This window comes from Neiella litorisoli (assembly GCF_014773395.1).
GTDB lineage: Bacteria > Pseudomonadota > Gammaproteobacteria > Enterobacterales > Neiellaceae > Neiella > Neiella litorisoli.
In genome coordinates, this window is sequence record NZ_JACXAF010000001.1 from 84053 (window position 1) to 105321 (window position 21269).

The following is a 21269-nucleotide window of genomic DNA, read 5'->3' on the forward strand; positions in this document are numbered from 1 at the left end:
GGCGCAAACGGGATTGATACATGTCAAACCAGCTCGGCTCTGCTAAGCTTTTGGGTTGCTCCGAGGCGGCACCACGTCTATCCTTTGTGCCACTTAAATTCAAACCCCAAGAAAAACCCACAAGAATCCAATTCAGGAGATTTGCTTATGCCACGCCCTTTAGTGATGGGTAACTGGAAACTCAACGGTACCAAAGAATCAGTAGAAGCATTGCTGAGCGGTATTCTTCCAGCCGCAGAGTCCGTCAAAGACAGTGCTGATGTTGCTGTTTGTGCACCAGACATTTTCATTGACCAAGTAGCCCGCAAGCTGACCGATACAGCCATCGCTTGGGGCGCGGAAAACAACGACGTTCACACCAGCGGTGCGTACACAGGTGAAACCTCACCGACCATGCTGAAAGAGTTTGGTTGTACTTACGTGTTGGTTGGCCACAGTGAGCGTCGTCAATACCACGGCGAAACTGACGCCAGCTGCGCGCAAAAATATGCCTTGTTGCAAGAGCATGACTTAATCCCAGTATTGTGCATTGGTGAGACTCTGGAAGAGCGTGAAAGCGGCCGTACCAATGACGTGATCCGCACTCAATTGACGCCTGTACTGGAAGATCTGGGTGTTGAAACCCTGAAAAAAGCAGTCATCGCCTATGAGCCAGTTTGGGCCATCGGCACCGGCAAAGCTGCAACCAAAGAAATGGCGCAAGAAGTACACGCCTTCATTCGCCAGTTGATTGCTGAGAAATCTGCTGAAGTCGCCGCTGGCGTGCAAATCCTGTACGGTGGCAGCGTGAAAGCAGCCAACGCTGAAGAGCTGTTTGCTCAAGCCGACATCGACGGCGCCCTCGTTGGCGGTGCTGCGCTAATCGTTGAAGAATTCAGCGCAATCATCAAAGCTGCTGGCTAATTGCCATTGCAGCCCAAAAAAAAGCAGGCCTTGCAATGGCCTGCTTTTTTTATCGCATTGTTTATTTAAGTTTTTAAGAACTTACCGCTTCCAACTCTAAGGCCAGATCATCACCCGATAATGCTCGCTCGATGGTGCCTAAGTTGATGAGGGTAAGGTGCTCCTTGCTCGTTCCAGAGGCATAAGATTCAATGGCCGAACTCAGGCACTGATCGCTCATGTCACTAAACTGAGGACGTGCTCTTAAGTAGTACAAAGCTTCTTCTGCGGTAAAACGAGTGCGAATGCTCCGCGTCATCAGATCCTCTCCTTTCTTTCATCCCACTAAGTATTGAGTTTAGTTGACTCATCAGCAGTTGTTGGTGGTCAATCAGCAGATAGTTGGTAATTGCCTGAAATCAGATACGATCTTTTTTTGCTTACCGACCACTGATTTTGCCCCTTTGACGCTAACCCATTGATTTGTGATTTTACCCAGCGGTCATTGTTTAGGCAGTGAACCAATCGATGCAAAATTGCCTTAATGGAGGGCGAAACAGGCCCTAGCAGTTGCTTAATAGTTGATCCCAACTTTCGTGTGGTTAATACTGAGCGCCCTATTCAACACTGAGATTTGAGTCACATGGCAGTACAAGGAGCAGCGCCAGTATCAGCAATCTTGCTGATTTCTTGCCCCGATCAAAAAGGATTGGTGAACACCGTCACCCAGTTTATCTACACCAATGGTGGCAACGTGGTCGATTTGGAGCAGCATGTCGATCGAACCGAAGGGCGCTTTTTCATGCGTGTGGCATGGGATCTCACTGATTTTGTCATTCCCCGCGAGTCGCTGGCCGATGCCTTTAACAAGGCGCTAGCAATCCCCCATCAAATGGAGTGGCAGCTTTACTTCTCAGATTGTAAACCGCGCATGGCGGTGTTCGTTTCCAAGCACGAGCATTGTCTGTTCGATATTCTTGCCCGTTACCAGTCTCACGAGTGGGATATTGAAATACCACTGGTGATCAGCAACCACCCAGACTTAGAGCAAGCGGTGACCAGCCTAGGCATTGATTACGTCCATATTCCGGTCACGAAAGACAACAAGGTCGAAGCGGAACAACAGCAACAGCAATTGCTTGAGCAATACCAAATTGATTTTGTGGTGCTGGCCCGATACATGCAGATTTTGTCTGATGAGTTCATCAAGTCTTACCCGAATCGCATCATTAACATTCACCACAGCTTCTTACCGGCATTCCCCGGTGCTCGGCCTTACCATTCGGCCTATGAGCGCGGCGTCAAAATCATCGGCGCAACCAGCCACTATGTCACCGCAGAACTCGATGCTGGGCCCATTATCGAACAGGACGTCGAGCATGTTCGCCATACCGATGAAGTCGAAGATCTGGTGCGCAAAGGCCGCGATGTCGAAAAGGTTGTGCTATCGCGGGCGATTTGGCGCCACTTCAACCACCAGGTGCTGGTTTATGGCAACCGAACCGTGGTCTTTGGCAGCTAAAACCGTGTTGCAGTAGGGCGAGTCGGGCTTTCCAAAAAGGGCACAAAATTCGTGCCCAACTTTTAATCAGAACGGACATTTAATAGCCAATTTGGAGCAAGCGCACGTTTTTGATCTTCGCTGAAAATAGCCCATGTAAAAAACTTGTTGCTCTGTTATATTTCCCAACCAGCATTTTGAGACTAAGCAAGAGCAGCACGGAAGCAGTCGTTCGTTCCCCGCATCACTCTACAAAGTTGTACACAGCCTCGATGTTTATTTGAGTATCATTATCAGCACTCAAATAGACAACAAAAATGCATTTATTCAATCAGTTACAATCTCTTTGGCAAAATGCCTCAGGGATCTCAATGCGTGCCCGAAATTTCTCAACAGAGTTATCCACAGACGACCGCAGATACCCACACGCTAAAAATCAACTTTTTGCAAGCCTTTTTTTCGTTTGAAATAATTACTCTAATCGAATCAAAACCATCACCAAATCATGGTCAATGAAGGAATCTTTGCGAGTGCGAATGATTGAATATTATTGCACCACTGAAGAGCGCAACTCAGCCGCAGCAATGTTGGCGTTGGTAAATCAATTTGTGGCATCCTAATGCCCCCTATTCTGAACAACTAAAAGACTATGACTAATGTCCCGCAGCAACCGCTGATCTTGGTTGATGGCTCCTCATATCTCTACCGTGCCTACCACGCGCCACCGCATCTAACCAATTCCAAAGGCGAAGCGACCGGCGCCGTTTATGGCGTAGTCAACATGCTGCGCAGTCTGATTAATCAATATCAGCCAACTCATATGGCCGTGGTCTTTGATGCCAAGGGGCCAACCTTCCGCGATGAAATGTATCCCGAATACAAAGCGCAGCGGCCGCCGATGCCCGATGATTTGCGCAGTCAAGTAGAGCCCTTGTATGACGTCATTCGCGCCATGGGGTTGCCACTGATTGCGATTCCTGGGGTCGAGGCGGACGATGTCATCGGTACGCTGGCGGTTCAGGCAAAAGCGGCTGGATTACATACGTTGATCAGCACCGGCGATAAAGATTTAGCCCAGTTGGTCAATGATGACGTGACGCTCATCAATACCATGAACAACACCATTACCGGCCCTGAGGAAGTGGTAGAGAAGTTTGGTGTTGGCGCCGAACTAATTATCGATTACTTAGCCTTGATGGGCGACCAAGTGGACAACATTCCCGGCGTTTCCGGCTGTGGCCCGAAGACGGCGGTGAAATGGCTAAACCTTTATGGCTCGATGCAGGGCGTGATCGACAATGCCGATGCGGTGAAAGGCAAAATCGGCGAGAAACTGCGGGCAGCAATTGACCACCTGCCGCTGTCCTACCAGCTCGCCACCATCAAATTAGATGTTGAACTAGAGCCACAACACGCACCGGCAGAGCTGCAAGTGCAACCTGCCGATAACGATAAGTTGGCCGATTTATATGGTCAGTTGGAGTTTCGCCGCTGGTTAAAAGAAGTGCTATCCGCTTCAGAGTCGGCAAACAGCGCCTCGAGCAGTGACCAAGACGCAGCCGAAGTGACGCCACAAGGCATTGATACCAGCCAATACAAAGTCATTCTGAACGAGTCCGAATGGCAAAAATACCTTGCCAAGCTGGAAGCTTCGTCAGCATTTGCAATTGATACTGAAACCACCTCGGTCGACTACATGGCTGCCGAATTGGTGGGGATCTCACTGGCAATCGAGCCCGGCCAAGCTGTGTATGTGCCATTGGCTCACGACTACATGGACGCCCCCGAGCAACTCGACCGCGATCGAGTGTTGGCCGATCTGCAGCCTCTTTTGAGCAGCGACAAGCACAGCAAAATCGGCCAGAATCTCAAATATGACATCAGTGTATTGGCGAAATACGGCGTGACCTTTAGAGGCCCGCTGCACGACACCATGCTGCAATCCTATGCCTACAGCTCGGTTGGCTCACGCCACGACATGGACAGTTTGGCGTTAAAATATTTGGGTCACAATGCCATTAGCTTTGAAGATGTTGCCGGCAAGGGCGCCAAACAACTGACCTTTAATCAGATCCATCTGGATCAGGCTGGCCCTTACGCCGCCGAAGATGCCGACATCACGCTGCAACTGCATCAGACACTGAGCGACAAACTTCAAGCAGAGCAATCGCTACACTCGGTTTATCAAGATATAGAGTTGCCATTAGTGCCGGTATTATCGGCGATTGAGCGCAACGGTGTATTAATCGATGACATGTTACTCAGCCAGCAAAGCACCGAATTAGCAATGCGCCTTGAGCAGTTGCAAAGTGAAGCGTATGAACTGGCCGGTAGCGAGTTTAACTTGTCGTCACCAAAGCAGCTGCAAGCAATTTTGTTTGATCAGATGAAGCTGCCAATCTTGAAGAAGACCCCGAAAGGCGCACCGTCAACGGCCGAAGAAGTGCTGCAAGAGCTAGCGTTGGATTATCCATTACCTAAGCTGATCCTCGAACACCGTGGTTTAAGCAAGCTCAAGAGCACCTATACCGATAAGCTGCCGCGGATGATTAATGCCACCACAGGGCGAGTGCATACGTCCTACCACCAGGCCGTCACCGCTACGGGTCGGTTGTCATCTTCCGATCCAAATTTACAAAACATTCCGATTCGTACCGCCGAAGGTCAGCGCGTGCGTCAGGCCTTTATTGCGCCACAGGGCACCAAACTGGTTGCCGCGGATTACTCGCAAATCGAATTGCGCATCATGGCCCACTTATCGGGCGACAAAGGCTTACTCAACGCTTTTGCGAAAGGCCTCGACGTACACCGAGCCACCGCAGCGGAAGTATTCGGTGTCGATGTTGACGCGGTAACAGATGATCAGCGCCGCAGCGCCAAGGCAATTAACTTTGGTCTGATTTACGGCATGTCGGCATTTGGCTTATCCCGCCAACTAAACATCGGTCGCCCGCAAGCTCAACAATACATGGATACTTATTTTGAGCGCTATCCCGGTGTGCTGGACTACATGGAGCGGACTCGGGCGCAAGCCAGCGAAGATGGCTATGTCGAAACCTTATTTGGTCGCCGCCTACATTTGCCCGACATCAAAGCCCGCAACGCCGCGCGTAAAAAGGCAGCCGAGCGTGCCGCGATTAATGCGCCAATGCAAGGCACTGCAGCAGATATCATCAAACTGGCCATGCTCAAGGTTTATCAATGGTTACAACAGCCTGAAAACCAAGACATCAAGATGATCATGCAAGTCCACGATGAATTGGTCTTTGAGGTGCCAGAAGGAAAATTAGCGGAAACTCAAGCGCAGTTGTGCCAACTCATGGAGTCGGCCGCGTCACTCGATGTGCCATTGCTGGTTGAAGCTGGCGCCGGAGACAACTGGCAACAGGCTCATTAAATATAACAAAAACAGCGAGTTAAAAATTTTATTTAGAGAAATGAATTTTTCTCGGAACTTTTGCCGAAACACCTGTCTAATCTTGTGTGAACGCTGCATACAACAGTTAGTGGTTGTGTTTCGCAAAGTGTGTTTTTTCTAGCCGATCATGAAGATCGGCTTTTTTTTGTCCAACATTCTTGTTCAAGGTCAAGTCACCTTCAGTTTTGGTAACTTTATTACGAAAGCTGCTTTCACCGGCCAGAACGAGTGTGTATAGTCAATCGCGTAGGGTACAGAGGTAAGATGTTCTATCTTTCAGACCTTTTAGTTCACGTAATTGAATAGGCTTATATATGCCGCCTCAGCTGTTCGCAGCTGAGGCGTTTTTTTTGCACGTCCCGTAGTAAATATCAAACTCAGCTCCAATCGCTCAACTCCTTTCAAGAAAACGGTTACTTTTCGACGTTACCGTAACTTTATAACGCCGATTCGGTAAGTTACCCCGCTCGAACATTCAGTCCATGCGATCGGTAAAAAATATTTCTGAACTTTATTTGAACTTTTAATTCGGCGGCGGGTCTGAACTTATGCAAGCAAAAAGTGCTTTGTCCAATCCCCCCTTATTGGAACCCTGCGTCTAGCCAACGCGGGGTTTTTTTATGGCTGAATTTCGTATAGCTCCAACGGCAAGCCATCCGGATCGGCAAAGAAAGTAAAGCGCTTGTTGGTGAATGGATCGACACGGACTGGCTCAACAGCAATGTCAGCATGATGCAAATGAGCAATCGCATCATCCAAATCGTCGACCCTAAACGCCAGATGGCGCAATCCACAAGCTTCTGGTCGACTCGGTCTTGCAGGCGGCTCTGGGAAAGAAAACAATTCAATCTGACAGCCATCCGGCAATGCCAGATCCAACTTCCAACTATCACGCTCTGCGCGGTAATTCTCCGCCACCACCTTCAGGCCCAATAGCTCGACGTAGAATGCCCGCGACCGTTGGTAATCACTACAAATGATGGCGGTATGATGAATGCCTTGAAGCAAGGTTATTGCGCCTCTTCGCTGTCGTCATAGTCCTCGGTTTGCTCTAGGCACCAGCGATTAACCGTCGCTTCCATTTGCTCCAAACCGAATTTTCGCAATGCCGAGAAGGTAATCACTTCGACCTGATCACCGTAGAATAAACAAGCTTCACGGACCTTTTTCAGCATTTTGCTGCGCTCTGACTGGCTCAGCTTATCGGCTTTGGTAAGCGTGACCAGCACTTGCAAGCCACTATCGACTGCCCACCCCACCATTTGCTGGTCTAAATCTTTTAGCGGATGTCGAATATCCATCAATACCACCAAGCCTTTCAGGCACTGGCGTTTTTGCAAATATTCGCCAAGCGCGCGCTGCCATTTATTACGCACCGCAATCGGTACTTTGGCAAAACCGTAGCCGGGCAAATCAATCAATCGGACCTCTTCGGTCACGTTAAACACATTGATCAATTGCGTTCTGCCGGGAGTTGAACTGGTTTTTGCTAAGCGCTTTTGTCGAGTTAGGGCATTCAGCGCACTCGATTTGCCCGCATTGGAGCGACCAGCAAAAGCAATTTCAATTCCTTCATCCGCTGGCATGTGGCGAATATCTGGCGCGCTGGTGGTAAAGCGGGTGTTTTGGAACAAAAGCTGTTGATCTGACACGATCATCCTCCGGCCATTGGGTTACTTTTTGATAATTTGGTGTACAATATCGCGCGAGTCAGCGCTGTGTGGTAGCAATTGTATCACGTCCCTTTAACGGGCGGCGTTTGCGTCAGACGAAACAAACTATAACAACAGGTAATAAATGAAAAATGTCATCTTAGCTTGCGTTATGGGTTTACTCGCCTCCACCTCTGTACAGGCAGTAGATCAAGCAGCGCTGGAGCAAACAGCCCTCACATGTAGCGCTTGCCACGGCCAGAATGGCCACGCAACCATGGATATTTATCCAAACCTTGCTGGTCAGAACAGTAAATACTTGGCCAAGCAATTACGTGAATTCAAAGCGGCCATGACTGGCGGTACCGGTCGTGTTGACCCAGTAATGGGTGGCATGGCAATGGGCCTCAGTGAAGAAATGATTGTCGCGCTTTCGGATCACTACGAAGCAATGCCAGCGAAAACGGGCACGACACCAGAAAGTGTTATTGAAGTAGCCAAACCGCTATACATTGGTGGCGACATCGAGCGTAAAATCGCTGCTTGTGTAGCTTGCCACGGTCCTCGCGGCAACGGTCAGGAGCTATCAGGCTTTCCAAAGATTTCAGGCCAGAATGCTGATTACATCAAAAAGCAATTGGAAATGTTCCGAGACGGCTCTCGTAACAACGACCTCAATGGCATGATGCAAGATGTTGCGGCCAAACTAACCGATGCCGAAATTGACGCATTGGCGAAATACTTAGGTGGCTTACATTAATCGCTTGATATCAAAAGGCGGCATTTGGTCGCCTTTGGTTATTGTATTGTGCTTGCTGGTTGGCACGCCGACTGTGTCGGCAGAGTCTTACCAAGCGGGCACCCATTACCGCCAAATCGGTAATGGCCAAGTTGGTCAAGGCGCCACCATAGCGATTGATTATTGGTTTTGGTTTGGTTGTGCCAGCTGCCAGCTGTTTGAGCAACGCCTTACTCAACTGCAAAGTGCTGATACCGAATGGCGCCACATCCCGGCCCAGTTGCGTCCCCACTGGTATTTTCATGCCAAGGCATTTTACCTCGCCGAACAACAACCGCAGGCCGACCAACTGATCAGCCAACTGCGCCAACAGCTTATCGATGATCCGCAAGGGTTAAGTGATATCGACAGCCTCATCGCTTGGTTTGTTGAACGCGGCGTTGATGTCAATGTTGCTGAGCAGCAACTAATGTCACCGCTACTCAATCAACAAATCGACGCCAACTTGACCAAGCAGCAACACTTGCAGATCCGTGGCGTACCTACCGTGGTGATCGGCAATCAATACTTGGTTGATGCCGGTATGGTGCAATCGGTTGAGGAATTTATCGGCGTCACCCAATACTTACTGGCGGTGCTTCGCCAGCATCGTGAAGAAGCCGGCTTCGAATGGACTGATGAAGATCTGCTCGCGCAACCTGAACCCGTCTCGGCTCAATAGCTCATTCGTCACTGCGAACCGCACTTTAACGTCAGTACCTCTTTACCATGTCTTGCTCCGATAACCATATCTGCCCGTTGTGCCTAAATCAGGCCATTGACCATTATCATCAAGATAAGGCGCGCGACTATTTTCAATGCCGACGCTGCCAGTTAGTGTTTGTTGACCGTGCGAGCTTGCCGCCACTCAGCGCCGAAAAAGCAGTGTACGATTGTCACCAAAACGATGTTGATGACCCCGGCTACCGGCGCTTTTTAAATCGCACCGCTGAGCCGCTATTGGAGCAGATTAACGCTCAGTCAAATGGGCTGGATTTTGGCTGTGGACCGGGCCCCGCATTGGCAGCCATGTTTACCGAGCAGGGTCACTCGATGGCGACTTACGATCCGATTTTTGCACCGGATCAGACGCCACTGAGCAGGCAATATGACTTTGTGACCTGTACCGAAGCCATTGAGCATTTTCACTACCCCCATCAAGAATGGCAAACCTTGCTGAAGCTGGTGCGCCCGGGTGGTTACCTAGCCATCATGACCAAATTAGTGGTCAATCAGCAACGCTTTAGTCAGTGGCATTACAAGCTGGATCCAACTCATGTCAGCTTTTTCAGCCGCGCCACTTTTGAATACCTCGCACAGCGAGACCATTTGACACTGGAATTTATCGATTCAGATGTCATGCTTTTTCAAACACCGAAAGATTAATGACCAATCGATCGATAACTGCAATCGTCAGGATCTGAAATGACCCGTAAAAAGAAAATCCGCACCGGCGGCCCATTAGCCGCAGCCAAGAAACAACGCCAAGGCGAGTCGGTCAACCCCAGTAGCAGCAAGAAGGCAGGTAAGGGCAAGGCGTCCGGCTCGCGCCACTCAGGCCCAGCACAACAAGGAACAGCAGCGCAAGCCGAAGCACGTGATAAACGTACCGGCAGCAAAAAGCCGATTTCGCTGACTCCTGTTGCTAAGCCAGCAACGGCGAACAAAAAAACCACAGCGGCGCCACAGTGGCCGCCGACATCTGAAAAAGCCATGTTGGCAGCACTGCAAGCTTTTGAGCAAGATGCCAGCTTTATGGCGCAGCTCGATACTCTAGAGCAAGGCGGTGTGCTGCCGACCGAACAGCAAGATGACTTTAACCAGAAGCTAGAGCGTTACGACTGGTTGCTCGAGCAACTCGATCCAGATGGCGATGATGATGATTGGGATGATCTGTCTGAGCAAGGTAAGTCGTTAAAAGACGAGTGGTCATAGGGTAAAGGAAAGTTATTGATGTCGTTGAAGTTAGCTTTACTGGTAGGTGCCGGTGTCATTATTGCTGGGTTGGCGTTTTATGCAGGTCGCCTGTTATGGATGGTAAAAGCCCAACGCGAGGCACAACAGCAACTCGCGGCGCAAAAGCGCCAACGCTTAATCGACCAAAACCAGAAAATCTGGCTTAGCATTGACACCATATGTCGTGCGACCCAACAAGGTCAGTGCTGCAGCTCGGAAGCGGCCATTCGCCTGTGTGTGTTATTAGATAATCTGGCGTTCAGCCAACGCCCCGATTTAGCAAACGAGTTCCCGGGGCTTCACGGACTGTCGCAAGCAATCAAGCATCATCCCACCCATGACGCTCGCAAAAGTTACTCGAAAAAAGAGATCCGCCAACTCGACCGCGAGCGCGAACAATTGGAACAAGAGTTCGATTCGCAGATACAACTAGATCTGAATCAACTCCTTAAGAAACAATTACCACTGATCGCTTGATCCTGGCGGCAAGGGCTAGGATCATGGCGCTTTGATCCTAGCCAGCCAGCAGCGGAGCGCTCATGCAAACAGGCCAACCTCAGCAATCAGACAGCGATGTAATTTGGGATCCTGCTTTGCTGGAAAAGTACAATACCAGTGGCCCGCGTTACACCTCTTACCCCACGGCTCTTTCATTTCATGATCAGGTAACACGCGCTGATATTATCAGCAGCTGGCAGCAAAGTGACCGCAATGAATTGTCGCTTTACGTCCATTTGCCGTTTTGTCACACACTTTGCTATTACTGCGGCTGTAATAAGGTCATTACCCGTCATCCAGAAAAAGTCGACCGCTACCTCGATGCGCTGGAGGCTGAGATAGCCGGATTACCGGCAGAATTCAAAACCAAACCGGTCAGCCAAATTCACTGGGGCGGCGGCACGCCAACCTTCCTAGACAGTGAGCAAAGTGAACGTTTAATGACGATGCTGCGTACTGCCTTTGCGGTACAAGATAGCGCCCAGATCAGCATTGAAGTTGACCCTCGGGAATTTCCTTTGGAGCGGTTAGACACCCTCAAACGCATTGGCTTTAACCGCTTAAGCATCGGCGTACAGGACTTCTCTGAAACGGTGCAATTGGCTGTCAATCGCATTCAATCCGAACAGTTAGTGGCTCATTTGATGGCACACGCCCGCTCACTCGGTTTTGATTCCATCAATCTAGATTTGATCTACGGCTTGCCCCATCAAACCATCAAAAGCTTTGCCGCAACTTTAGAGCAGGTTTTGGCGCTCGATCCGGAACGGCTGTCGATTTTTAACTATGCTCACCTGCCTGACCGATTCGCCGCGCAGCGTAAAATCAAAGATGAGCACTTACCGCCTGCAGAGCAAAAACTCGCCATCCTGCGCCACACCATCGACACCCTCACCAGTGCCGGTTATCAGTTCATTGGCATGGACCATTTTGCCAAACCTGACGACGAGCTCGCGGTGGCGCAACGGCAAGGTGTATTGCACCGCAACTTCCAAGGCTATACCACCCATCAGAACTGCGATTTATTGGGGCTTGGGGTCTCGTCAATTAGCCAAATAGGGCGCTCATTTAGCCAGAATCACCGTGAACTCAAACACTACTATCAGGCGATTGAAAGCCACCAGCATGCTCACACCAAAGGCTATGTGTTGAGTCAGGATGACGTTATTCGGCAACGCGTCATTCGCGATTTAATCTGCAATATGCAACTGACCGTCGGTGATATCGAAAAGCAGTTTGCGATCGATTTTAATGACTACTTTGCCGATGCCGTGCAGCAACTGCCCGAGCTTGCTGACGATGGCTTGATTGTTTGGGATGGCAACACCATCACTGTGGAGCCAGCAGGCAAGTTGCTGATCCGAAATATTTGCATGTTGTTTGATGCTTACTTGAAACAATCACAGCAACGTTTTTCCAAAGTTATTTGAGAATAATTCTCAACTAAACGCTTGCTCGAATCAGCCGCCGCCGCTATAGTGCGGCTGCTATTCAATTAATCAACACAAGTGCTCAACTGACTGCACATGATGCTTCTAACTCTCTCTATTTCGGCTCTTTTTCTCGGTCCTTTGCTGTATCGATTGATTGCCCGCAACAGCAACTTAATGAGTGCGTTAGATGCGTTTATCTTCGTCGTCATTGGCGGCGTCGTGTTGTTTCATATGCTGCCAGATATCTTGCAGGTTGGCGGCATCTGGTCACTGGCATTTCTGGCGTTAGGTCTAGCTGTACCCACCATACTTGAGCACACCTTCCACGCCATTGCTCGCCACGCCCATGCTGGCGCCCTGCTATTTGCCGCATTGGGCCTTGGGTTTCACGGTATGACTGACGGTGCCGCATTGGCCGAGGCAACCACCAGCGATCACCAATCACTGCTGGCTGCGGGAGTGATCCTTCATCGCTTGCCCGTAGGCTTAACGATTTGGTGGCTGCTGCGACCACACTTTGGCGCAGTCGTCGCCTTACTGGTATTGGCAGGGATCTCGGTTGCCACTGTTTTTGGTCATCAACTCGCAGAGCCACTGCTTCATGAGCTGCATGGTCCCGGCATCGCTTGGTTTGAAGCCTTGGTGGTTGGCACCATTTTGCATGTGGTGTTCCATCGTCCTTACCATGAAGACCACAATCATCAAGGTCTGAGCCATGAAGGTCATAGCCACCAAGGCCATCAGCACGCTCATCATCATGACCACCGGCAATCCGTCCAACAAGAGCCAACAACTGACTGGTTGCAAGGCGTTGGTAGCCTGCTCGGTGTCGTGGTTTTGCTGGCGATAATGGTGCCCTATTGGCTCGGCACCATTGAACATCAACATGGTCACCACGATGATCACGGCCACCATCATGCCGAGGTGATGACACCACCACTGGCCGATCATTCCAGTGCAGAAGTGCTGCACCGCTTGTTGGACTTGAGCTTAGCGGTCGCTCCCTGGTTGCTGCTCGCTTACCTGCTTGCTGCCACCATCAATTTTCTGCTTCCCACACCATTTGCGACGCCGCGCAAGCAAGATGACGGCGACAGCCCGGTGATGCAGTCCATTCGCGGCGCGATTGCTGGCTTACCGCTGCCTATATGCGTACCCAACGCCAGCCGGCTGTACAACTTGCTGTTACAAAATGGCGCCGGACAAACCTATGCGTTAGCGTTTTTAATTGCCTCGCCATTACTGGGGATTGATGCCCTATTGCTGACATGGGGGCTACTCGGCGCTGAATGGACTTTATGGCGGTTAGTGGTGACGTTTGTCTTTAGCATGGTGATGGCGTTAGCCATTGGCTACTGGTTACGCCAATCGTCGTCGGCAACAGAGGTGTCACAACACACAGATCATCCGAGTTCAGCAACGGACAAACCTGCGATTCACTGGCGTACCCGCATGCAACAAGCCGTGCGTCATGGCTACGCTCACCTCATCGACCACACTGCGCCTTGGGTGATCACCGGCCTGATCGTGGCGGCGCTGTTGCCTTCGGTCACCGGCCTCAATGAACTGCCGATTCTGCCAACTTTATTGGTGCTGGCGATGCTCAGCTTGCCACTACATATTTGTGCCACGGGTATGACACCTTTGCTGGCCGTGCTACTGATGGCAGGCTTAGCGCCAGAAGTTGCGTTAATTCTGTTGTTGCTGGGGCCTGTAACCAACCTGACCCAAATGAAACTGCTATCGCGTTTACACGGCAAGCGCAGCGCCCAAGTGCTGACCTTAAGCATGGTATTGTGCGCCTTAGCGATGACTCAGTTGATGCCCTATTGGCCGAGCGAGACCCTGACCTTTGAGCACAACCAGCATGCCGATCATTGGTGGCAATACGTAGCGCTAGTTGCCATTACACTGCTCTATACGGTGTCATTGCTTCGTCGCGGCGCTCGCGCCTTTGTTGCCGAGTTGCTGCCAACCAACAATGGCCATCACCACAAACATCACTAATTCAGTGAGCCAATATTGGCCCACTGAGCCCGCCGCTCTATAGTGACGTAAACACGCTATTATCAGCCGCCGCGAGAGCCTCCATGCAAGCAGCCGAACTTGATCAGCAACTGAGTGAACTACAACAACAGTACCGGCAGCAGCCAGTGCCAACGTTGAACGAGCGTCAAGCATGGCTAAAAGCGTTACAACAAGCTCTAAAAGCCAACCACCAGCAACTGGCCGAAGCACTCAACCAAGACTATGGCCAGCGCCCCATTCAAGAAACCCAATTAGCCGACGTGGTGCCAGTGCTTCAACAGCTGCGCTACACCCGCAAGCGGCTGAAGCGTTGGATGGCGCCCAGTAAACGTCACCTCGATATGGCCTTATGGCCGGCTCGCGCTGAAGTGCAATATCAACCCAAAGGGGTGGTTGGCATCATCGTGCCATGGAATTTTCCGCTGATGTTATCGGTCGGGCCGCTAATCAATGCGCTGGCGGCGGGGAATCGGGTAATGATGAAGTTATCGGAATACACGCCGGTGTTTAACCAACAGCTGGCGTCCCTGTTGCACTCGACTCTGGGAGAGGAGGTCATTCGAGTCATTCAAGGCGATGCCTCCGTCGCTCAGGCATTCTCCAACCTGCCTTTTGACCACTTGCTGTTCACCGGCTCCACGGCTATTGGCCGCCATGTAATGGCAGCTGCGGCAAACAACCTGACCCCAGTGACGTTAGAGCTGGGAGGTAAATCACCGGTGTTAATTGCCGATGACTGTCCTATTGCGCTGGCTGTCGCGCGAATAGCTGCTGGCAAGTGTCTCAACAGCGGCCAAATTTGTGTCGCTCCAGATTACGTGCTTTGCCCCGAAGGCAAAGTCGCCGAATTCGTCAACGCCTTTCAGGCGCTTTATCGCAAGCAATATCCGCAAGGCGTGCAGAGCCCCGATCTGGCCAGCATCATCAACGATGCTCAGTTTCAGCGATTACAGCAATTACTCGCCGATGCCGAACAACAAGGCGCGCGTATTGTCGCTATGGCTAAACCCGCTTGCGAACCCCAGCAGCGCCGTTTAGTGACGCATCTGGTCACTGGCGTCAATGACAACATGCGGCTGATGTCAGAAGAAATTTTCGGGCCGGTATTGCCCATTGTCGGTTATCAGAAAGTTGAGCAAGCGATTGATTACATCAACGCAGGCGCTCGGCCACTGGCGTTATATGTGATGAGTTTCGATCGCCAGTTACAGCAACGCATTGGTGAAAGAACGATTTCTGGCGGCATGGCAATCAACGATACCTTGTATCAAGTGGCCATTGACGATGCACCATTTGGCGGCATTGGCCCTTCGGGCATGGGACACTATCATGGCCCCGAGGGTTTTCTCACTTTTAGTCACGCCAAAACCGTGCTGCGCCGCGGCAAATTTAGCCCCGGCGCTTTACTACAAGCACCTTATGGGCGCTGGTGGCAGCGCTTAATTCTACGCTTTTTGCTGCGTTAAGCGGCCGACATCAGCGCCGCTTGGCGCTTGAAACGCGCGCAACTCAAAGTTAGTCAAAATGGCAAACACATGGTCGAAAATATCGGCCTGTATCGCCTCATAATCGGCCCATTGCAACTCGGCACTAAAACAATAGATCTCAATCGGTAAACCTTTGTCTGTTGGCGCCAGCTGTCGCACTAACAAGGTCATGCCTTCATGAACATGTTGATTGGCTTTTAAGTAAGCTTGCAAGTAGGCCCGAAACACACCGATGTTGGTCAGCCGGCGGCCATTGACGGGACTTGAATTCAACGAGGACTCTGGTTGCTGAGCCAATTCTTGCGAAATACTTTCAAGGTAGCCCGCGAGCAATTCAATGCCGCGTAGCTGCGCCATTAACGCGTCATCCAAAAAGCGAATGCTGCTGACATCAATATGCAATGAACGCTTAATCCGGCGGCCACCCGATTCCTGCATGCCACGCCAGTTTTTGAATGAGTCAGTGATCAAGGCATAGGTTGGAATGGTGGTAATGGTTTTATCCCAGTTGCGCACTTTAACCGTGGTTAAACCAACATCGATGACATCACCATCGGCGCCATATTTAGACATTTCAATCCAATCACCACGCCGCACCATGTCGTTCACCGATAATTGCACGCCAGCAACCAGACCGAGCAAGGTATCGCGAAAAACCAGCAATAAGATGGCGGTGAAGGCACCCAAACCACTGAGCAAATAAGCCGGATTTTGATCAATCACCACACTCAACACAGTAACCGCTACAGCGATCACAATCAGCAACTTGAGTAGCTGTTGTAAACTGCGCAGCGGAAGTTTGTTAGCACTGTCGCGCAAATCAGCTAAAGCGGTCGCCGCATTGATGAGAGACATGACGCTGAGCGAACCCATGACCACCAAATACAAGACCGCCGCTTTCGATAAAATGGCCTGCAAATTGGGGAAGTCGGAAAAAATAACTTCGGCCCCCCAATAGAAAACCACCCCAGGTAGGAGGTGAGCGGCGCGCTGAAATACCTTGTGACGCCACAACACATCATCCCACTGCATTCGGCTATCAATGACTTTTTGTTGCACCCACAGCAACACCACGCGGCGAGCCAACCAGTCCACCACCACACCTAACAAAACCACCACCCCGAGTAACACGAACATCGCCATTATCGACGGCACGCCGTGGCTGCTGAGCATGACTTGTAGGTCTCGAAATAACTGTTCAATCATATGGATAATGCGGCTTTATGGTGATTAATAGGGCCAGTGTGACTGCCATCGACAGCGGTTTCAAGCCCACTTACTAGAGCCTGTTGAACTTTGGTGTATGAATTTTGACGAACCCGTCGGGCAGCAAAGATCAACTGGCTCTAATCTTTGCCAAAGGCAGGAAAATGGTCGATCACTTGCCGTAAGCGCTGGCAATAGCCCGGCTCCAATGGCGCTGAAAAATCCCATGTTGGCGCGGGTGCTGGCTCGTAGCGTTGAATGATATTGATGAGATTATCGAGAGTGGTATTCAACACCGCGGCCTGCGCTGGATTAACAATAAAATTGGGCACGGAGCCAGGATCATCAATGTAGCCCAAGTAACTTAAACGGCTTTGTTGTGGCCCCATTCGCTGGGCAAACCAACATGTTTGCATTTGCCTGACTCGCAAATAGCCCTTGCTCTGACCTCGCAATTGCGGCGTTGCCTCGGCTTGCAACCAAATTCCATTGTCCTGATGCCAATGCCGCGACTTGGTCACCAAATCACGATTACTGACCGGCCAGGGCGGCGAGTACCGGCTGTACACTAAAAACTGATTGCCGCTGAGTTGTTGCAACACAATGGCGTCGGTTGCGTGGTGAGCCCAGGATGGCACTGCCGCCGTGTCAAGCAGCAATGCCAGCATTGCTTCGGCTGGCACCGCCAACTGCAGCTGAGCAAAATATTCGCGCTGGCCGCTCGAAATCAGCGGCCTGCTGGCAAACACCGCGTCATGACGTTGCCAATGGATACGCCACGACTCAGCAACCGGCCCAGTGTCATCCGCTGCTGGTGCTGTTTGCACGCCGTTCAGCAGGGCCAAAACCAGCGCCACCAGGGGTTTCCAGCTCAATGCAATCTCCTTGTTGAAGCCGAACCTGAGCGGCATAAGGCAACAGCTCGACGCTGCCATCCGCACGAATCACTCGATTAATACCGGCAAGCGCATCATCACCACCCGCAATGCCCGGCGGCCCTGACGTGCGATGGTTACTGAGAATCGATACATCCATTGGCTGTTTAAATTGCAGCCGTCGAATAACCCCATCGCCACCTGAATAACGGCCCGAGCCACCGCTGCCTCGGCGGATTTGGAATGACTCCAATATCACCGGAAAACGATGTTCTAGCACTTCGACGTCAGTGAGCCGAGAATTCGTCATGTGGCAATGAATCGCGTCGGTGCCGGCGCCATGCAAACCAGCCCCAGTGCCACCACAAATGGTTTCGTAATACTGATGGTTGGCATCGCCGAAGATCAAATTGTTCATGGTGCCCTGACCGGCAGCCATGACGCCCATGGCTGCAAACAAGGCATTCACCACACACTGAGACGTTTCAACATTGCCAGCGACGACCGCCGCCGGTGCCTGCGGTGACAACACCGAACGCTCTGGAATAATAATAGTCAGCGGTTTCAAACAACCGGCATTAAGTGGAATATCATCATCCACCAAACACCTGAATACATACAGAATAGCAGCCATGGTCACCGCTTTCGGGGCATTATAGTTGTCAGCGGATTGCGCCGAGGTGCCACTAAAGTCGATGGTTGCCGACTGCGCCTCAGCGTCAACCCGAATGGCCACTTGGATCTGGCTTCCATTATCCATTGGGTAGCAATACTCACCATCACTGAGCTTGCCGATGGCCTGCCGAACACAACTCTCGGCATAGTCCTGTACATGTTGCATATAAGCTTCAACGGTCGCCTGACCAAAATAGTCCAATACCTTGCGCAACTCGCTCACGCCTTTTTGGTTGGCCGCCAACTGAGCCTTCAGATCCGCAACATTTTGCGTCGGATTTCGCGCAGGATAAGGGCCAGAAGCCAGCGCACTGATGAGCTGCTGATGCTGAAATTGGCCTTGTTTCACCAATTCAAAACATTCAAAGCAAATCCCTTCGTGCTCCAGTTGTGTCGAATGGGCTGGCATTGAGCCCGGCGTGATACCACCGATATCAGCGTGATGACCTCGACTGGCGACCACAAAAAGTAACTCGCCGCGATCATCAAACACCGGTGTCACCACGGTTAAATCAGGTAAATGCGTGCCACCATGATAAGGACTATTGACCAAATAACTGGAGCCCTGTTGCGGCACTAAACGTTGTAATACAGCTTGTACCGTTTCTCCCATCGAGCCGAGATGAACTGGCATATGAGGAGCATTGGCAACCAGTTGCCCGTGCTGGTCAAACACCGCACAACTAAAATCGAGACGTTCTTTGATATTGACCGAAGAGGCGGTCTGCTGCAGCACATGGCCCATGTGGGTGGCGATGTGCATAAACAGGTTATTGAAAACTTCGAGCATGACCGGATCGACTTGCTGGCCAATTTGTTGCTGCGCCGTGCGCTCTAGGTACCGGCTTAGGATCAGGTTATTGAGCGGATCGACCGTCGCCCGCCAGCCCGGCTCAATGACGATGGTTGTGGTGGTATCAAGAATAATCGCAGGGCCATCAATGGCTGAGCCAACAGATAATTGCGAACGGCGCCAAAATGGTGTGTTGTGCCAGTCGTTGGCAAAATACACCGGCCGCTCCGCGATTGGCTCAATGCTATCGCGGGTTTGTTCCGGCGTCGCATGCGTTGTCATATCAGCCTGATTGGCAATCACTTCGACCGTGACACTGGCGATCACCAATTGAGCATCGGGCAAACAAAAACCAAATAGTTGCTGATGGGCGGCAGTAAATGCCTGTTGCATCTCATCAGCCGTACTCCAAGGCACGTTTAGTGTGGTGTCAGCGCCTTGGTAACGGAGCGCTAATTGCGGTTTTACGTCCAGCTCGGCTGGCGCGATAAGTTGTTCGCTCACCGACGCCGAAGCTTGTTCGGTAAGCCGAGTTAAGCATTGCGCCGCAGCAGCAAGACCGGTGGTGTTAAAATCCTGCTCGAGCGTCTGGCTTAGCAATTCACGAATGCTCGCCAAGCCCATACCATAAGCCGACAACACACCTGAAAGCGGATGAATTAATATGGTATCAATACCCAGCTCATCGGCGACCAAGCAGGCATGCTGAGGCCCAGCGCCGCCGAAGCACGACATGACAAAATCACTAACCGGATAACCACGCTGCACTGAAATAGTTTTGATCGCATTGGCCATGTGATTCACCGCAATCTGCAAAAAGCCACTGGCGATTTCGGCGCTACTTTTGGCGACTCCTGACTGCGCCATTTGCTGCTGTAATTGCGCAAATGCGCTGCTCACCGCATCGCTATCCAGCGCTTCGTCACCATTATTACCAAACACACTCGGGAAGAAATCTGGCTGTAGCTTGCCCAGTAGAATGTTGATGTCGGTGACCGCTAACGGACCATTTTTGCGATAACCAGCAGGGCCCGGATCAGCGCCCGCTGAATCAGGACCAACCCGCATCCGCTGGCCATCAAAAAATAACTTGGAGCCGCCGCCAGCAGCGACGGTGTGGATATTCATCATCGGCGCACGAATGCGAACCCCAGCCACTTCAGTTTCAAAGCGACGTTCATAATCACCGTGAAATAGCGAGACATCGGTGCTGGTGCCACCCATGTCGAAACCGATAATCTGCTCAAAGCCAGCTTGTCTGGCCGTTTCGACCATGCTCACCACGCCGCCAGCCGGGCCCGACAAAATGGCATCTTTACCGGCAAACTGGTCGGCGTCCGTCAGGCCGCCATGGCTTTGCATAAACTGCAATCGAGCCCCTTTCAGGCCTTGTCGGACCCGTTCGACATAGCGGCTTAATACGGGTGACAAATAGGCATCAACGACACAGGTATCGGCACGTCCGACTAACTTGATTAAAGCACTGGCCTGATGGCTCAGTGAAATCTGATCAAAGCCAATGTCGCGGGCAATTTGCCCCGCTAACAACTCATGCTGTGGGTACTTGTAACTGTGAATAAAGGCAATGGCACACGCGCGAATGCCCTGATCATAAACCTGCTGCAACTGCGATTTCAGCGTATCGATCGCCAGCGGCGTCAACACTTCGCCACTATCAGACATGCGCTCTTCAGCTTCAACGACCGCCTGATAAAGCCCTTCGGGCTTGCTCACCGCTCGCTCAAATAAGTTGCTCCGATGTTGATAGCCAATGGCAAGGGCATCGGCAAATCCTTTAGTGATCACCAGTGCTAAGGCATCACCTTTGCGCTCAAGCAAAGCGTTGGTCGCAACCGTTGTGCCCATTTTGACAACGTCAACTTGGGCATCAGCTTGACCCTGTTGACGGAGGATGTGCTGAACACCGTAAGTCACGGCATCTTGGTAGCGCTCGGGGTGCTCTGATAGCAGTTTGTGGACATGCAATTGTCCATCTGGAGCCTGCCCCACTAAATCCGTAAATGTGCCGCCCCGATCAATCCAAAACTGCCAATTTGCCATGCTTCCATCCTAGTGTTTATCTTTAG

Annotated in this window: 17 protein-coding genes; 11 read left to right on the forward strand and 6 right to left on the reverse strand. The window is 51.3% G+C overall.

The genetic code is table 11. The features are described 5' to 3' along the window. Positions 1-147 precede the first annotated feature (147 nt). A complete protein-coding gene (gene tpiA, locus IC617_RS00375; RefSeq protein ID WP_191143006.1) occupies positions 148-903 on the forward strand; it encodes a triose-phosphate isomerase in 756 nt (251 codons plus the stop codon). Between the two features lie 73 nt (positions 904-976). Here tpiA and IC617_RS00380 read toward each other — a convergent pair whose 3' ends face one another. Continuing rightward, positions 977-1201 (reverse strand): hypothetical protein, encoded by a 225-nt coding sequence (locus IC617_RS00380; RefSeq protein ID WP_191143007.1) that lies wholly within the window; start codon positions 1199-1201, stop codon positions 977-979. A gap of 324 nt (positions 1202-1525) precedes the next feature. Here IC617_RS00380 and purU point away from each other — a divergent pair, with 324 nt between their 5' ends. Together purU and polA are read left to right on the forward strand one after the other, a co-directional pair. Next, positions 1526-2404: a formyltetrahydrofolate deformylase gene (gene purU / locus IC617_RS00385; RefSeq protein ID WP_191143008.1), complete on the forward strand. Its 879-nt coding sequence runs from the start codon at positions 1526-1528 to the stop codon at positions 2402-2404. 628 nt (positions 2405-3032) lie between these two features. Beyond that, positions 3033-5780, forward strand: coding sequence for a DNA polymerase I (gene polA / locus IC617_RS00390; RefSeq protein WP_191143009.1), 2748 nt, complete (start codon positions 3033-3035; stop codon positions 5778-5780). A 639-nt stretch (positions 5781-6419) separates the two neighbouring features. Here the strand turns inward: polA and gloA2 are convergent. Beyond that, entirely contained in the window at positions 6420-6809 is a 390-nt protein-coding gene (gene gloA2, locus IC617_RS00395; protein ID WP_191143010.1) for an SMU1112c/YaeR family gloxylase I-like metalloprotein, read from the reverse strand. A gap of 2 nt (positions 6810-6811) precedes the next feature. Next, positions 6812-7453: a ribosome biogenesis GTP-binding protein YihA/YsxC gene (yihA, locus tag IC617_RS00400; protein WP_369410341.1), complete on the reverse strand. Its 642-nt coding sequence runs from the start codon at positions 7451-7453 to the stop codon at positions 6812-6814. A 145-nt stretch (positions 7454-7598) separates the two neighbouring features. Between yihA and IC617_RS00405 the strand changes: the two genes are divergently transcribed. From IC617_RS00405 to IC617_RS00440, 8 genes are all read left to right on the forward strand, one after another. Further along, complete coding sequence (locus tag IC617_RS00405) at positions 7599-8213, forward strand: c-type cytochrome (RefSeq protein WP_191143012.1); 615 nt, start codon at positions 7599-7601, stop codon at positions 8211-8213. Next, positions 8200-8913 carry a DsbA family protein gene (locus IC617_RS00410; RefSeq protein WP_191143013.1) on the forward strand — a complete coding sequence of 238 codons (714 nt, stop codon included), beginning with the start codon at positions 8200-8202 and terminating at the stop codon, positions 8911-8913. Before IC617_RS00405 ends, IC617_RS00410 begins: the two co-directional genes overlap by 14 nt. 47 nt (positions 8914-8960) lie before the next feature. Then, positions 8961-9617: a class I SAM-dependent methyltransferase gene (locus tag IC617_RS00415; protein WP_191143014.1), complete on the forward strand. Its 657-nt coding sequence runs from the start codon at positions 8961-8963 to the stop codon at positions 9615-9617. Positions 9618-9656: 39 nt separating this feature from the next. Next, on the forward strand, positions 9657-10166 hold the full coding sequence (locus tag IC617_RS00420; protein WP_191143015.1) for a GTPase-activating protein: 510 nt from the start codon (positions 9657-9659) through the stop codon (positions 10164-10166). A gap of 18 nt (positions 10167-10184) precedes the next feature. Next, positions 10185-10664, forward strand: a complete 480-nt coding sequence (locus IC617_RS00425) for a DUF2489 domain-containing protein (RefSeq protein WP_191143016.1) — start codon at positions 10185-10187, stop codon at positions 10662-10664. A gap of 116 nt (positions 10665-10780) precedes the next feature. Continuing rightward, a complete protein-coding gene (gene hemN / locus IC617_RS00430) occupies positions 10781-12115 on the forward strand; it encodes an oxygen-independent coproporphyrinogen III oxidase (protein ID WP_439651242.1) in 1335 nt (444 codons plus the stop codon). A gap of 96 nt (positions 12116-12211) precedes the next feature. Continuing rightward, positions 12212-14125 carry a permease gene (locus IC617_RS00435; protein WP_191143018.1) on the forward strand — a complete coding sequence of 638 codons (1914 nt, stop codon included), beginning with the start codon at positions 12212-12214 and terminating at the stop codon, positions 14123-14125. Positions 14126-14208: 83 nt separating this feature from the next. After that, on the forward strand, positions 14209-15612 hold the full coding sequence (locus tag IC617_RS00440; RefSeq protein ID WP_191143019.1) for a coniferyl aldehyde dehydrogenase: 1404 nt from the start codon (positions 14209-14211) through the stop codon (positions 15610-15612). Here IC617_RS00440 and IC617_RS00445 read toward each other — a convergent pair. From IC617_RS00445 to IC617_RS00455, 3 genes are all read right to left on the reverse strand, one after another. Next, positions 15592-16839, reverse strand: coding sequence for a mechanosensitive ion channel family protein (locus IC617_RS00445; protein WP_224745693.1), 1248 nt, complete (start codon positions 16837-16839; stop codon positions 15592-15594). The two genes, IC617_RS00440 and IC617_RS00445, sit on opposite strands and share 21 nt — an antisense overlap. A 140-nt stretch (positions 16840-16979) precedes the next feature. Next, on the reverse strand, positions 16980-17714 hold the full coding sequence (locus IC617_RS00450; protein WP_191143020.1) for an START domain-containing protein: 735 nt from the start codon (positions 17712-17714) through the stop codon (positions 16980-16982). Then, the gene (locus IC617_RS00455) at positions 17641-21243 is read right to left on the reverse strand and encodes a hydantoinase B/oxoprolinase family protein (RefSeq protein ID WP_191143021.1); all 3603 of its coding nucleotides are present in this window, start codon (positions 21241-21243) and stop codon (positions 17641-17643) included. Before IC617_RS00455 ends, IC617_RS00450 begins: the two co-directional genes overlap by 74 nt. Positions 21244-21269: the final 26 nt, after the last annotated feature.

Excerpts from the sequence above, each read along its gene's own strand:
- tpiA (WP_191143006.1), top strand. The coding sequence starts at position 148 with ATGCCACGCCCTTTAGTGATGGGTAACTGGAAACTCAACGGTACCAAA.
- IC617_RS00380 (WP_191143007.1), bottom strand. The coding sequence starts at position 1,201 with ATGACGCGGAGCATTCGCACTCGTTTTACCGCAGAAGAAGCTTTGTAC.
- purU (WP_191143008.1), top strand. The coding sequence starts at position 1,526 with ATGGCAGTACAAGGAGCAGCGCCAGTATCAGCAATCTTGCTGATTTCT.
- polA (WP_191143009.1), top strand. The coding sequence starts at position 3,033 with ATGACTAATGTCCCGCAGCAACCGCTGATCTTGGTTGATGGCTCCTCA.
- IC617_RS00405 (WP_191143012.1), top strand. The coding sequence starts at position 7,599 with ATGAAAAATGTCATCTTAGCTTGCGTTATGGGTTTACTCGCCTCCACC.
- IC617_RS00415 (WP_191143014.1), top strand. The coding sequence starts at position 8,961 with ATGTCTTGCTCCGATAACCATATCTGCCCGTTGTGCCTAAATCAGGCC.
- IC617_RS00420 (WP_191143015.1), top strand. The coding sequence starts at position 9,657 with ATGACCCGTAAAAAGAAAATCCGCACCGGCGGCCCATTAGCCGCAGCC.
- IC617_RS00425 (WP_191143016.1), top strand. The coding sequence starts at position 10,185 with ATGTCGTTGAAGTTAGCTTTACTGGTAGGTGCCGGTGTCATTATTGCT.
- IC617_RS00435 (WP_191143018.1), top strand. The coding sequence starts at position 12,212 with ATGATGCTTCTAACTCTCTCTATTTCGGCTCTTTTTCTCGGTCCTTTG.
- IC617_RS00440 (WP_191143019.1), top strand. The coding sequence starts at position 14,209 with ATGCAAGCAGCCGAACTTGATCAGCAACTGAGTGAACTACAACAACAG.
- IC617_RS00445 (WP_224745693.1), bottom strand. The coding sequence starts at position 16,839 with ATGATTGAACAGTTATTTCGAGACCTACAAGTCATGCTCAGCAGCCAC.
- IC617_RS00455 (WP_191143021.1), bottom strand. The coding sequence starts at position 21,243 with ATGGCAAATTGGCAGTTTTGGATTGATCGGGGCGGCACATTTACGGAT.